The sequence below is a fragment of the Acinetobacter sp. UBA6526 genome (assembly GCF_002434875.1).
In the GTDB taxonomy this organism is placed as follows: domain Bacteria; phylum Pseudomonadota; class Gammaproteobacteria; order Pseudomonadales; family Moraxellaceae; genus Acinetobacter; species Acinetobacter venetianus.
Map to the genome: position 1 here is coordinate 1 of NZ_DJLC01000199.1, position 15381 is coordinate 15381.

Annotated in this window: 11 protein-coding genes and 1 pseudogene; 10 read left to right on the forward strand and 2 right to left on the reverse strand. The window is 39.0% G+C overall.

All coding sequences use genetic code 11. The features are described 5' to 3' along the window. The 6 genes from B4237_RS13505 to B4237_RS13530 form a co-directional block, all read left to right on the forward strand. The coding region (locus tag B4237_RS13505) for an adenosylhomocysteinase (protein ID WP_286943566.1) at positions 1–624 on the forward strand (624 nt) is incomplete at its 5' end. 73 nt (positions 625–697) lie between these two features. Then, a complete protein-coding gene (gene metF, locus B4237_RS13510) occupies positions 698–1534 on the forward strand; it encodes a methylenetetrahydrofolate reductase [NAD(P)H] (RefSeq protein ID WP_278596406.1) in 837 nt (278 codons plus the stop codon). Between the two features lie 22 nt (positions 1535–1556). Then, on the forward strand, positions 1557–2279 hold the full coding sequence (locus tag B4237_RS13515; protein ID WP_278596405.1) for a 16S rRNA (uracil(1498)-N(3))-methyltransferase: 723 nt from the start codon (positions 1557–1559) through the stop codon (positions 2277–2279). Between the two features lie 112 nt (positions 2280–2391). Next, positions 2392–5268 (forward strand): bifunctional diguanylate cyclase/phosphodiesterase, encoded by a 2877-nt coding sequence (locus tag B4237_RS13520; RefSeq protein WP_278596404.1) that lies wholly within the window; start codon positions 2392–2394, stop codon positions 5266–5268. A 191-nt stretch (positions 5269–5459) separates the two neighbouring features. Next, positions 5460–7730 (forward strand): NADP-dependent malic enzyme, encoded by a 2271-nt coding sequence (locus B4237_RS13525; RefSeq protein ID WP_004878546.1) that lies wholly within the window; start codon positions 5460–5462, stop codon positions 7728–7730. 95 nt (positions 7731–7825) lie between these two features. Continuing rightward, on the forward strand, positions 7826–9052 hold the full coding sequence (locus tag B4237_RS13530; RefSeq protein ID WP_278596403.1) for a multifunctional CCA addition/repair protein: 1227 nt from the start codon (positions 7826–7828) through the stop codon (positions 9050–9052). Between the two features lie 76 nt (positions 9053–9128). On the opposite strand, the gene tsf is transcribed toward B4237_RS13530, so the two are convergent. Both tsf and rpsB read right to left on the reverse strand, forming a co-directional pair. Next, entirely contained in the window at positions 9129–10010 is an 882-nt protein-coding gene (gene tsf / locus B4237_RS13535; protein ID WP_004878544.1) for a translation elongation factor Ts, read from the reverse strand. A gap of 138 nt (positions 10011–10148) precedes the next feature. Then, on the reverse strand, positions 10149–10901 hold the full coding sequence (rpsB, locus tag B4237_RS13540) for a 30S ribosomal protein S2 (protein ID WP_004878543.1): 753 nt from the start codon (positions 10899–10901) through the stop codon (positions 10149–10151). A gap of 213 nt (positions 10902–11114) precedes the next feature. Between rpsB and map the strand changes: the two genes are divergently transcribed. The 4 genes and pseudogenes from map to B4237_RS13560 form a co-directional block, all read left to right on the forward strand. Next, entirely contained in the window at positions 11115–11939 is an 825-nt protein-coding gene (gene map, locus B4237_RS13545) for a type I methionyl aminopeptidase (protein ID WP_023014309.1), read from the forward strand. Positions 11940–12142: 203 nt separating this feature from the next. Further along, positions 12143–13198 (forward strand): OmpW/AlkL family protein, encoded by a 1056-nt coding sequence (locus tag B4237_RS13550; RefSeq protein WP_278596402.1) that lies wholly within the window; start codon positions 12143–12145, stop codon positions 13196–13198. Positions 13199–13599: 401 nt separating this feature from the next. Then, positions 13600–14946 (forward strand): MFS transporter, encoded by a 1347-nt coding sequence (locus B4237_RS13555; protein ID WP_278596401.1) that lies wholly within the window; start codon positions 13600–13602, stop codon positions 14944–14946. Positions 14947–15021: 75 nt separating this feature from the next. Then, positions 15022–15381 (forward strand): annotated as a pseudogene (locus B4237_RS13560) (hypothetical protein); the annotation flags it as partial.

Consider the following 15381-nt stretch of genomic DNA (forward strand, 5'->3'; position numbering starts at 1 on the left):
TGTGCAATGCAAGCATGTATGGATGGTTACGAAGTTGTATCTCCATACAAAAATGGCGTACAAACTGGTAAGAAAGAAGACATCAACCATGATCTATTAGGTAACACTGATCTTGTTGTGACCACAACGGGTAACTACCATGTTTGTGACTCAGCAATGTTGGATAGCTTAAAAGCTGGTGCAGTTGTTTGTAACATCGGTCATTTTGATACTGAAATCGATACAGCTTACCTTCGTGGTTATAAGTGGGTTGAAGTTAAACCACAAGTCCACCAAGTGTATCGTTCAGAAGATGAAAGCAATTATCTGATCCTTCTTTCTGAAGGACGTTTAGTGAATCTCGGTAATGCAACAGGTCATCCATCTCGTATTATGGATGGTTCTTTCGCTAACCAAGTCTTAGGTCAAATGCATTTGTTCGCTGAAAAATTTGCTGATTTGCCTGCTGACCAAAAACAAGTTGCGATTCGCGTAGAAGTTCTTCCTAAGAAATTAGATGAAGAAGTTGCTGCTGCAATGGTTGTTGGTTTTGGTGGTGTATTGACACAATTAACTCAAGTTCAAGCAGATTACCTCGGTGTTGCTGTAGAAGGCCCATTCAAATCTGACGCTTACAAGTACTAAGAAATAGAGGGCAGACGTTTTACGGACTGCCCTTTTTTCTAAAATTTCTAAGCAATTTTAAAAAGGATTTGAAATGACGAAACGTGTTCCTATTTCTTTTGAATTTTTCCCACCAAAAACTGACGCTGGTGCAGAAAAATTACGAGTCGTTCATCAAGAGCTACAATTACTCAACCCTGAGTTCTTCTCGATCACTTATGGTGCTGGTGGTTCTACTCGTGAACGAACTTTAGCTGCAATTGATGACTTTAATGGTAAAGGCACGCCTGTTGCACCTCACTTGTCTTGTATCGGTGATAACAAAGCTCGTATCGCTGAGTTACTCGATTTGTATAAATCTCAAGGTATTGACCGTATTGTTGCGTTGCGTGGTGATTTACCATCAGGACAAGTTGGTCTTGGCGAACTCCCTTATGCACAAGACCTGGTACGTTTTATTCGTGAGCATTCTGGCGATCACTTCCATATCGAAGTGGCAGCTTATCCAGAAATGCATCCACAAGCAGAAAGCTTCGATGCAGACATCAAGCGTTTTGTAGAAAAAGTTCAAGCAGGTGCAAATGCGGGAATTACTCAATTCTTCTTCAATCCAGATGCTTATTTCTATTTCATTGACCGTCTAGAAAAAGCTGGAGTGAATATTCCAGTTGCACCAGGCATCATGCCAATTACAAATGCAAGCAACTTAATTCGCTTTGCTGATGGTACAGGTGCAGAGATCCCACGCTGGATTCGTAAGCAACTTGCAGCCTATGGTGATGACAGCGCAAGCATTAAGGCTTTCGGTCATGAAGTGATTGTTAAGCTTTGTGAACGTTTAATTGCTGGTGGTGCACCAACACTTCACTTCTACTCAATGAACCAAACAGAACCAACTCGACAACTCGTTGTTGATCTTGGTTTGAACTAATTTGTAAGAGCCGTACCTAAGCATGAATCGTTTTTATATCGAAACTGAATTAAATACTGAAAATACAATCGAATTAACAGAATCAGTATTTCATCATTGGGTACGTGTGCTTCGAGCAAAAGAGCAAGAACAAGCCATCTTTTTCAATGGAAAAGGTGGTGAATACCTCGTAACACTCACTGAAATTAATAAGAAAAATGCCTTTGTTTCGGTTGATCAATTTAATGAGTTAGATCGAACTGCACCATTTAACGTAATTTTAGGTCAAGTCATGAGCAAAGGTGATCGCATGGATTATGCGATTCAGAAAGCAACTGAACTTGGTGTTACGACGATTCAACTCTTAACCAGTGACCGCTGCGAAATGCGTCTAAAATATGATCGAGATCAAAAAAAATTAGACCATTGGCAATCTGTTGCTATCGCGGCCTGCGAACAATGTGGATTAAATAAAGTTCCCCAAATTCTTCCGCCGATTGCGCTGAATGATTGGGTAAAATCTGAATTACCTACATCTCGTTTTGTGCTTGCACCAAATAAAAATCAAGAAAATGTTTTGCTAAAAAGTGACAATCATCTTGCTTTACTTATTGGCCCAGAAGGCGGGTTAAGTGAAGTAGAAATTGACACTGCCAACCAAAACAATTTTCAAAACTGGTGTATTGGAGATCGTGTTTTAAGGACTGAAACCGCTCCAGTCGTTGCTTTGTCTATTTTAAATTATCACTTCAGTATCAAAGCATGATTGGCATTGCTTTCGATTTGGTTTAGCTGTAATTTAAAATAAAACGCTATTGTGTTTACAAAAAAACATAGACTGTGAACATAGATAAAAAATTAAAAGGACTATTCTTTATATGTTAGGGGCTCAGGAAAAAAATTTGCCACAATTTATCTATACGGATCAAATTAACTATCCTAATCATGTACGTTTATTTGTCATAAGCGTGTTTTGCCTCACCCTTTTGGATTATGTTTTATTTGGATTTTTTTATTCATTTAACCTGAACGTTTTTTCAATTTGGACCGCACTAACACTCATTGTCCTACTTGTTTTTTACGCTATCTGCCATGTTTCTTTAAAACAATATTCTTCTGTCCGCTATGCAAAAAAAACCAATTTAATTTTTCAGGTCATTTGTTTAATAACAGGCTTACTCCTAGGCTCTGGTGCAATCATATTACATTACTTTTTAGCCAAAGATGTTCCGAATATTTCAGGCTCTCATATCTTAACTTTAACGGCATTGTTACTAACATCATCGCATATTATTGCACTTACTTTTTTAACGCAGCATATCCGCTATTTCTTCTTATTTTTTATTCCAAGTATCAGCCCCTTAGTTATTTCGCAACTATTGCATAAAGATCAAGAACACACGCTTTTTTATATAGCTTACTACCTCTCATTTTTCGCAACTTTGCTATGCGCTCAGGCGACATTCAAAATCCATAAACGTCTATTCCAAGTTCTAGAGAAAAATAAACAACTGATTGATGTAGCAGAACAGCACAATCAATGGACAGAAGAGTTATGTCAGCAGTTGCAACGTGAAGTTAACAAATCCAAAGACATCGAAGCGCAATTACAATTTAATAATCACCTATTAGAACAAAAGGTACGTGAGCGGACATTTGATCTCACTGAAATGAACGAGAGCCTGCAAGAACATCGACAAAACTTAGCTTTTGCCCATGAAACAGCGGGCATCCGCCCGTGGGATTGGAATTTAGAAAACCACACTGTCGGCATTACCAACTCGCATCTCAAAGAAGTAACTCGAAATTCAGAAAATCATTATTCACTACTCGAAAAAATTGTTCATCCTGATGATGCTGATCGTGTTAAAAATACGCTCTACAATCACTTATGCGGTTTAAATGATCGTTATGAGGAAACCTTTCGAATCAAGCGTCCGAATGGTGAATGGTCTTGGATTCATGATGTAGGACAAGTCATCCAAAGAAACCCTAAAGATGGGACTCCACTTCGTATGGTTGGTATTCATCGTGATATTAATCAAGAGAAAAAAGATCAAGAAAGACTTAAACTTGCAGCAAGTGTATTTGAACAAGCCTCTGAAGGTATTTTCATTTTAGATGACAACTTCCACTATTTAGAAATCAATCCAAAATACGAACAACTGACTGGTTTAGATAAACAATTTATTTTAAATAAACATATTTTTGAAATTACTAAGCAAAGTAAGCAGCACCACCTTAATTTTCATCTTTCGATCCTTGATACATTATTTGAAGAGCATGAGTACGAAGGTGAATATCAAGAAACCTATGTTTCAGAAAAATCATGTTTCTTGTGGATGCATATCAACGCAGTTAAAGATGAGGCAGATCGTGTTATTAATTATATCGGTATTGTTTCAGATCAAACTGAACGTAAGCATCAAGAACAACGCCTATCTTATTTAACCAATTACGATACCCTCACCGATCTACCAAATCGTTTTTATTATCACCAACAACTGCATCAATACTTGGTAAATGAAGCTTCAATCCAACATCTTGCGGTCATTCGTCTCAATATTGACCGCTTTAGAGCACTGAATGAATTGCTAAGCAATCAAGCAGGTAACGAGCTATTAAAACAAGTGGCACAGCGTTTGCGTATCAGTAATATTGATGCATTGCTGGTTGCACACTTAAGTGCAGATGACTTTGCTATCATTTATGAAATGTCGCCGATTCATCCGCCAATTCACCAACTCTGCAACAATATTGTCGAGGCATTCAGCAAACCATTTTATATTGCTGATCAAGAATACGTTGTCAGTATCTCTATTGGTGTTGCAATCTATCCCGAACATGGTAGACAAGTTGATAATTTAAATACTCATGCAGAACAAGCACTCACTGAGGCAAAGCGTTTAGGTGGCAACACAATTCGATACTATTCAACTGAACGAACCAATTTTGTTGCTAAACATACAGATTTAGAGTTAGACCTTAGAAAAGCAATTCAGAATAATGAGTTAGTTGTCTATTATCAGCCAAAAATTACAGCACAATCCTCTCATATCAGTGGTTTTGAAGCCTTAATTCGTTGGAACCATCCAACTAAAGGTTTGATCATGCCTGATATTTTCATCCCATTAGCGGAAAGTACCAGTTTAATTTCTGATATTGGCCGATTTGTCTTATATGAAGCGGCTAAGCAACTTCAGATATGGAAAAACTTAGGTTTTGCTGATATTCACGTTGCAGTAAATATCGTTGCACAACAGATTTTACGTGGCCAATTACTACATGATATTGATGATGTACTAGAACAATATGCAATATCTGGTGAAAACTTAGAACTAGAAATCACTGAGTCAGCGTTTTTAGAAAATACTGAAAGTGTTAAAACAGTTTTATGTGCCATTAAAGAACGTCATATTTCCATTGCACTGGATGACTTTGGAACAGGTTATTCATCACTCGCGTACTTAACCGAATATCCAATTGACATTTTAAAAATTGACCGCGCATTTATTTCAAAAATTGGCAATCCAAAACAGGATGCGATAGTTAATGCCATGATTGCAATGGGAAGAACGATTGGCTTAAAAGTCGTAGCGGAAGGTGTTGAAACTGAACAACAACGAGATTATTTGAAGCGACAAAATTGTGACATATTACAGGGTTACTTATTTGCGAAGCCATTAACGGCTGCACATGCAACAGAGTTTCTTCAAAAACATATGCAACTGTCAACCGCAAGATATTCCATTTAAAAGTAAATTTAGAGCATTTTGACAGTTTATTTTACGCTGATTATAGATTGTCAATACGCATCTGGTTCACTGAAAATAAGCTTTTTTGACTGTGCGAAAGCATGAACTAGTGCTATATTCTTGTGCACTTATCTTAATATAATAATTAGACATATATATGCCTGATTATTATCGGAACAATCGAGACTCAGATGGACGATCAATCTTTAAAACAAGCCGCTTTGTATTACCATGAATTTCCAACTCCAGGAAAAATCAGTGTGACACCTAGCAAGCAGCTCGTTAACCAACGAGATTTAGCGCTTGCATATTCCCCTGGTGTTGCTGCTCCATGTTTGGAAATCGAACGTGACCCTTCAACTGCTGCAAAATATACAGCACGTGGCAATCTGGTCGCCGTCGTAAGTAATGGTACTGCTGTGCTTGGTTTAGGAAATATTGGTCCATTAGCATCTAAACCTGTAATGGAAGGAAAAGGTGTACTTTTCAAGAAATTTGCTGGCGTAGATGTTTTTGATATCGAAATTGCTGAAAATGACCCAGATAAAATTGTTGATATCGTTGCTTCGTTAGAACCAACTTTTGGTGGTATCAACCTCGAAGATATCAAAGCACCTGAATGTTTCTACATTGAGAAAAAATTACGTGAACGCATGAAAATTCCTGTGTTCCATGATGACCAACACGGTACAAGTATCATTGTAGGTTCTGCGTTATTAAATGCTTTACAAATCGTGAATAAGAAAATTGACGAAATCAAAATCGTTGCTTCAGGTGCAGGTGCTGCTGCCCTTTCTTGTTTAGATTTACTTTGTGCTTTGGGTGTTAACAAAAAGAACATCGTGGTTGCGGACTCTCGTGGTCTACTTACAACTTCACGCGAAGGACTTGACGACTCTAAAAAACGTTATGTTCAAGATATTCAAGCGAAGCAATTACACGAAGTAATGGCTGGTGCTGATATGTTCTTAGGCTTATCTGCTGCAGGTATCTTAACCAAAGAAATGGTTAAAGAAATGGCAGAAAATCCAATCATTTTTGCTCTTGCAAACCCAGATCCAGAAATTCTTCCTGAGCATGCACATGAAGTTCGTCCTGATGTAATTATGGCAACAGGTCGTTCAGATTACCCGAACCAAGTAAACAATGCACTTTGCTTCCCATACATCTTCCGTGGTGCACTTGATGTGGGTGCAACAACGATTAACGAAGAAATGAAAATTGCTTGTGTTCACGCAATTGCACGTATGGCGCACGTTGAAGCTGATGCAGCAACATATGGTGAGAAATCTGCTTCATTTGGACGTGATTACTTAATTCCACGTCCACTTGATCAACGCTTGATTTTAGAAATTGCACCAGCAGTTGCTAAAGCAGCCATGGATTCTGGTGTTGCATCACGTCCAATCGAAGATTTTGCAGCATATCGTCAAAGACTTTCAGAGTTTGTTTATAACTCTGCATTCTTAATGAAGCCTATTTTCTCTCAAGCAAAAACTGATCCTAAACGTATCGCTTATGCTGAAGGTGAAGATGAGCGTGTATTACGTGCTGTGCAAATTGCAGTTGATGAAGGTCTTGCTAAACCAATCTTAGTAGGTCGCACAACGGTAATTGAAGCCAATATCAAAAAATTAGGCTTACGTTTGCAACACGGTGTGAATATTGAAATCGTTGATCAAGAACAAAATCCGTTATACGAAGAGTTCTGGAAAGACTATTATCAAACAATGCAACGCAAAGGTGTAACTGTCGAATACGCTCAACGTGAAGCTCGTCGTCGTTCAACACTGATTGCTGCTTTATTGGTAAAATTCGGCAAAGCTGACGGTATGCTTTGTGGTACGTACAGTAGTTATGACATTCATTTAGATTTCGTACGTAATGTAATTGGTTTAAAAGAAGGTCGTAGCACTTTCTTCACTCTGAATGCATTGATGCTTGAAGATCGTAATTTATTCATTGCAGACACCTATGTAAATACGAATCCAACTGCTGAGCAGCTTGCTGAAATGACTATCTTAGCTGCTGAAGAAGTTCGCCGTTTCGGTATTACACCGCGCGTTGCGCTACTTTCTCACTCTAGCTTTGGTAGTGATCAATTTGATCCAAGCGCTCAGAAAATGCGTGAAGTTCACCGCCTTCTTACTGAACAAGCTCCAGAACTTGAAGTTGAAGGTGAAATGCATGGTGATGCAGCATTAGATGAAAGCATTCGTCACTTTGCCTTCCCTAATTCACGCTTCAAAGGTTCTGCAAACCTATTGATTATGCCTAACTTAGATGCTGCAAACATTTCATTCAACTTGTTGAAAGCAACATCTGGTAATAACGTAACAATCGGTCCAATCCTTTTAGGCGCAGCAAAACCTGTTCATATCCTTACACCAACGACAACAACACGTCGTTTAGTGAATATGACTGCGTTGACTGTTGCTGAAATCCAACAAAGTCAAAACTAATTATCTTAAGCGAAGCTTTTCGAGAAAAGCCTCGCTTAATGCTTGAGAAAACCTCTATTCTGTAGCATGATTGTGTGAAGAATAGAGGTTTTTTCATGCAAGTTTATTTAGTAGGCGGTGCTGTTCGAGATCATTTACTCGGCCATCCCTATCACGAAAAAGATTATGTAGTTGTTGGTGCTACCCCAGAACAATTATTAGCTGAAGGCTACCAACCTGTTGGAAAAGATTTTCCCGTTTTCTTACATCCCAAAACAAAAGAAGAATACGCACTTGCCCGCACTGAGCGTAAGTCAGGTGTGGGTTATCATGGTTTTCAATTTTTTACAGATACCACTGTTAAACTTGAAGAGGATCTGATTCGTCGAGATCTCACGATTAATGCAATGGCGATGGATGAAAATGGCACTGTCTATGACCCTTACGGTGGTCAACAAGACCTTGAACGGAAAATCTTACGCCATGTCTCTGATGCCTTTATAGAAGATCCATTGCGCGTGCTTCGTGTTGCACGTTTTGCAGCACGCTATGCAGCTTATGGCTTCAAAATTGCTGATGAGACTATCCAGTTGATGAAGAATATTGCAAAGACTGGTGAACTAGACGCACTTACTCCTGAACGTGTATGGAAAGAAACATCTCGTGCATTGATGGAAGACCAAGCCGATGTCTATTTTCAAACGCTAAAAGAATGCGATGCCTTAAAAATATTATTTCCTGAAATTGATGCCCTGTTTGGCGTTCCACAGCGCCCTGAATATCACCCTGAGATTGATTGTGGTATACACACTTTGATGGCATTGAAAGAAGCATGTAAAGCAAACTATGCGTTAGAAGTTCGCTTTGCAGTACTTGTACATGATTTAGGGAAAGCTCTTACTCCAGTGGAAGAATTACCAAGACATATCATGCATGAAGAACGCGGCTTAAAGCCAGTTACAGATGTATGTGATCGCTTGAAAGTTCCAACTCTGTTAAAAAATCTTGCACTAATTGTGTGTAAAGAACATCTAAAATGCCACCAAGCTAAAAATCTAAAACCGGGTACACTATGGCGGCTACTACAACGTTTGGATGTTCTTCGTAAACCTGAGAAAGTTGAAGCTTTTGTGCAAGCATGTGAATGTGATGCAAGAGGTCGCTTAGGATTGGAGAGTCGCCCCTACCCTCAGGCTAAATACATTCTTGATGCAATGGAAATTGTCAGAAATATTCGTGCACAAGATCTACCATCTGACATTCAAGGTGCTGAAATAGGTGAAATGCTGATTCAATATCGAATTGAAGCTTTGGCTAAATACAAAGAACAATACGGCGAATAATTTTCTTTTTAATCTTATTGAAATAAAAAACCCAGTCAAAGACTGGGTTTTTTAACTTTTACTAAATCAGTAAAAATTATTGTGCAGCAGCAGCGGCTTGAGCAGCAGCAACTTCATCAGCAAAGCTCATTTCAGCTTTTTTCTCAATACCTTCACCCACTTCGAAGCGAACGAATTGAGCTACAACAGTACCAGTTGCTTTTAATACATCAGCAACTTTCTTGTCGTTGTCGATAACATACATTTGACGATCAAGAGCAACTTCGTTCAAGTATTTTTCAACTGAACCAGTAACCATTTTCTCAACGATGTTCGCTGGCTTACCAGATTCTAATGCTTTCGCTTCAGCAATTTCTTTCTCTTTAGCGATTAAGTCAGCTGGAACAGCTTCAGCATTTACTGCAACTGGGTTGAACGCAGCAACGTGCATTGCAATACCTTTACCAGTGTCAGCATCACCTGTGTAAGAAACAACAACACCGATTTTTAAACCGTGCTTGTAAACAGCCAAGTTTTCGCCTTCAACAATTTGAGCACGACGAACTTGAATGTTTTCACCAATTTTTTGAACCAATGCAACACGAGCTTCTTCTACAGTTGCGCCGTCTTCAAGCTTAAGTTCAGCAATTTTCGCAGCATCAGTTTCATTTGCAGCAAGTGCAGCAGTAGCAACTTTATCAGAGAAGCTTTTGAAGTTTTCGTCTTTAGCAACGAAGTCAGTTTGACAGTTAACTTCAACAAGAATTGCTTTGTTACCGTTTTGAATAATAGTGATCGCGCCATCAGCAGCAATGTTACCTGCTTTTTTAGCAGCTTTTGCTTGACCTGATTTACGAAGGTTATCAATTGCAAGTTCGATGTCACCGCCTGCTTCTGTTAATGCTTTTTTGCATTCCATCATTGCAAGACCAGTACGGTCACGTAATTCTTTTACCATGCTCGCAGTAACTGCAGTCATGTTGATCTCCTAAAATCGGTAGAAAATAAATCTGTTCAACAAAAACGGCCCAAAGAATCTCTGGGCCGTTTGCAATCTCGACGCTTTAATTTGCCACCATTACATGTCGCAAAAATGACAAGCTTGCGTCAAAACGCATTAAGCCTCAGAAGCGTCTTTAGCAGCGTCGTCGCCTTTCGCTTGTGCATTTGCTTGTGATTGAGCATATTCTTTACCAGCAAGAATCGCATCAGCCATAGCAGAAGCATATAAAGTTACTGCACGGATCGCATCGTCGTTACCTGGAATAACGTAATCAACGTTGTCAGGGTTAGAGTTTGTATCAACGATACCGATTACAGGAATACCTAAGTTTTTCGCTTCTTTGATTGCAATCGCTTCGTGATCAACGTCGATTACAAATAATGCGTCAGGTAAACCACCCATGTTCTTAACGCCGCCTAAAGCACGTTCAAGTTTGTCCATCTCACGAGTACGCTCTAAAGCTTCACGTTTAGTAAGCTTAGCAAAAGTACCGTCTTGAGATTGAGTTTGAAGATCTTTTAAACGGTTGATAGATTGGCGAAGTGTTTTCCAGTTCGTCAACATACCACCTAACCAACGGTGATCTACATATGGTTGACCAGCACGTTGAGCTTGTTCACGGATGATGTTAGAAGCAGCACGTTTTGTACCAACAAATAATACTTTATTCTTTTTGCTAGCAAGGTTGTTAACAAAGTTCAAAGCATCATTTAACGCAGGAACAGTGTGCTCAAGGTTGATGATGTGAATTTTGTTACGCGCACCAAAGATGTATTGACGCATCTTTGGGTTCCAGAAACGTGTTTGGTGACCGAAGTGAGCGCCTGCTTGAAGAAGGTCGCGCATGCTTACGTTGTAATCTGCCATTTTCTTTACCTTAAAGTTTGGGTTAGGCCTCCATATATCCGCATTCTCCACCTATTGCTAGGCACCCAGAGTAATGTGTCGATATATGTGCGGATTTTTTACGACTATTGTTATCAGATATTTTCGTAAAATATATTCACGAAAAGCATTTGATAAAATAGGCGGCTATTTATACCATAGACGCTTGCAAATTACCAAAAGTTTTTAGAGATCATGAATACGACTTATACAGCTCCTCGTCGATTAATCAAAACACCTGAAGAAATTGAGAAGATGCGTGTTGCAGGGAAATTGGCGGCTGAAGTTTTAGACATGATTAAACCGCATATTAAAGCGGGTGTGAGTACCTTAGAACTCGATACAATCTGTCGCAACCATATTGAAAATGTACAACAAGCAATTCCTGCCTGTGTGGGTTATGGTGCTGCTCCAGGCCGCCCTGCTTTCCAACACTCCATTTGTACTTCGGTTAACCATGTGGTTTGCCACGGCATTCCTTCTGAAAACAAAATTTTAAAAAATGGTGACATTCTTAATATAGATGTCACTGTAATTAAGGATGGTTATCACGGCGATACCAATATGATGTATGTCGTGGGTGGTGAAACTTCAATTCTTGCAAATCGTTTATGTTCTGTGGCTCAAGAAGCAATGTATCGCGGTATGGCAACAGTGAAAGATGGTTCATATCTAGGTGACATTGGACATGCTATTCAACAATATGTTGAATCTGAGAGATTTAGTGTTGTTCGTGAATATTGCGGTCACGGAATTGGTAATGTTTTCCATGATGAGCCTCAAGTGCTTCACTATGGTCAAAAAGGCACAGGTATGCGCTTAGAAGCTGGAATGACATTTACAATCGAACCAATGGTCAATGCTGGTGTTTGGCAAACTAAGCTTTTAGGTGACAAATGGACAGTAGTAACTAAAGATCATAAATTATCAGCCCAATACGAACATACCATTTTAGTAACTCAAACAGGCATCGAAGTTTTAACAGCTCGCCCTGAAGAAGACTTATCTCGCTTTATGTAATTTATTCTATTTAAATTATTCTAAAAAAGTCACTTTGGTGGCTTTTTTTATTTCTTCATATTTTCTTCATCAATTTATCTAAATCAAACAAAAGTTTTCATAAGCAGAACAATTATAAATTCTAACTAAACAAACAATTTAAAAAAAACCGTTATTTTGAGCAGGATAAAAAGTTTACAAAATCGGACATGGAGTCCCCTATCATGAAGAAGCATGCGCTTTATATTGCTGTCGGCTTTGCCGCAACATTTCCAACAATGAGTTTTGCTAACTCACCTTATTTTAGTTTAAAGGATGGAGACGGGTTTAAACGTTTCTCGATATCTGCTGGCTGGTTGCATGCCATGCCGCAAGGAAGTGCAAATCCTGTAAATATTAATACCAGCGTTGCAGAAGGTACAACTTCAAAAGTTGGTGAGGTATCTAAACAAGCTGTACTAGATGCAGCAGAACGTGATTCAAATCCATTATTGTATGAGGCAATTAAAATCCTTCCAACTGATACCCTACCTTCTCTGCTCACAGGCACGGCAACAGTTAACGGACTATCGAATTGGCAAGCTCAAGGAACTGGGTTAGAAGCAGATGATGTCGATACTGTAGGTATCATGGCTAACTATCACTTTACAGACAACCTCTCCTTGGAAATTAAAGCCGGTATCCCACCAAAAGTAGATATTAAAGGGAAAGGTGATATTTATGCCCCTTTAAGTGGAACTGCCAGCACCTCCCTAGGTGATTTAGGATTAAAACAAGACATTCATATTACTGACCTTACTCAAGGCGGAAAAGCTGCATCAGCACGTGCTTGGCTACCAGCTGTAGAGCTGCATTATCAGTTTGGTAAGTCAGGCGTCAATAAGTTCCGCCCATATGTTGGCGCTGGTGTTATGTATGCTTACTTCAACGATTTAGAAATGAATTCTGGAATTGAGGCTGACCTAATCAAAGCGGGTCATATGATTCAAAATATTCATGATGGAAAAGCAGGTGCTGCATTGGATGGCAAAACATCCTCAGCGGACCCAGTTGTGAAGCTAAAAGCAACGGATACCTTTGCACCCATTGTAACCATTGGAGCAACCTACGATTTCAATCCAAACTGGTTTGCTGTAGGTTCAGTGTCTTATTCAAAAATGAATAACGAAGCAAAAATATATGTGACTGATCGCAATACAGGAAAAGAACTGATTAAGGCAAATACCAAAATTGATATCGACCCACTGATTACATATGTTGGTGTAGGCTATCGTTTCTAGATAAACAAGATATCCTAAAAAAGCAGCTTCGGCTGCTTTTTTTATATAAAACGCGATGTTTTAAGTCATTATGCCTAAAATTTGCGCACCAACTCTAAGCACTTTTTTATGAATTGTCTGACATCATCGTCATTAGTTTTGCTGATTTTTAAATTCAATTTTTTAGTTCATATTTTTCTTTAAGTTTTTTAATGTAAATAAATAATGTGAATTAGTATCTTAAGTTTTACATTTGGTTAATTCATCTTTTTGGCATGACGTTTGCTTAATACCAATTACGATGAATCAACGATGATTCACAAAACATTTTGCTGACGGCCAACGATGTCCGTTCTGTTCGACTTGCTTATGCAGAGTTACGGCATAGCAATAATTAATGACGTACAGTTCAGGAGAAGGCCATGTCCTCAAATATGAATTTAGATGCAAAAAAAGCTACAGAAATAAAATTATTTAGCTTTTCTACACCTGCTATGCGCGCTTTCCATATGACTTGGCTCGCGTTTTTTGTATGTTTCTTCGCTTGGTTTGCCTGTGCCCCACTTATGCCAGTAATCAAAGGCGAGTTCAACTTAACCAAAGACCAAATTGCAAATATCAATATTGCTGCAGTAGCGATTACGATTTTAATTCGGCTTATTGTCGGTCCACTATGCGATAAATATGGACCACGGAAAACTTATACCGCACTTTTACTACTCGGCAGTATTCCCGTTTTTGGTGTAGCTGCGGCTAATACCTATGAATCATTCTTATTTTTCCGCTTATTGATTGGTGCGATTGGCGCAAGTTTTGTGATTACCCAATACCATACAAGTGTGATGTTCGCTCCAAATGTAGTTGGTACAGCAAATGCTGCTTCTGCGGGATGGGGAAATGCTGGTGGTGGGGCTACACAAGCAATTATGCCTTTAATTTTAGGTGCGATCTTGATGTTCGGTGTTGAGCAAGCAATGGGCTGGAGAGTTGCCCTGCTAGTCCCTGGTGTAATGATGCTTATTGTAGGCGTGATGTATTGGAAGCTTACTCAAGATTGCCCACAAGGTAACTTTAAAGAATTACGTGCACAAGGAGTCGAAGTCGGTAATGTTAAAAAAGGTGGTACTGCAATTTTAATGCAAGCTGCTCGTAACTATCGCGTTTGGATTCTATTCACTTCTTATGCCGCTTGTTTTGGTATCGAAATCTTCATTCATAACATTGCAGCAATGTACTACGTCGATCACTTCAACATGGGATTGAAAGAAGCTGGTATGACTGCTGGTATCTTCGGTCTACTGGCATTATTTGCACGTGCGTTGGGAGGCATCGTTTCAGATAAAGTTGCACTTAAAAAAGGCTTAGATGGTCGTACCAAAGTATTATTTGCCCTCGTGTTACTTGAAGGCATCTTCTTATTCGTATTCTCTCAAGTAAACGTTGTAATGTTCGCAATTATTGCCATGACGATCTTCGGCTTATTTACCCATATGGCATGTGGTGCAACCTATGCTCTTGTACCATTCATTGATCGTGATGCTTTAGGTGGTGTAGCAGGCATCATTGGTGCAGGTGGTAATGTGGGTGCAGTTGCAGCTGGTTTCTTACTAAAAGGCTTGCTTGATGTGCAAACATGTTTATCTATCTTAGGTATTCTCGTAACCATTGCAGCGTTTAGTGTCGTTCTTATCCGATTTACAACAGAGCACAAAGTAAAAGAACAAGAGTTATTTGAACAAGCATTACTAGAGCGTAATAGCGCAGCTTAACACCATCTCACATAGAGGATGAGTAAATCACTCATCCTCCCCCAAATTTCAAAAAATTTTATAAAGGATATTCTGATGAATAAATTCTCCTATTCATTAATCACGCTCGCTTGTTTTTCAACACTAACAAACGCTGCAGATGAGTTCTTCTCTCAAACTAAGCTTTCACTCGATAGCCGTCTTCGCTATGAATGGGTAGAACAAGACAACAAACTAAATCATGCAGATGCATGGACATTAAGACTCCGCCCTGCAATTCAAACAGGTTCATGGCATGGTCTAAGTGCTTTTGTGCAAGGTGAAGGAACTGTAGAAATCAATGACGAATTTAATAGCACTCGAAACGATCAAACAAACTATAGCTCCGTACCTGACGCTAAAAACCTACAGCTCAATCAAGCCTATTTGAAATATGTGTACAACCCTAAATTTGAC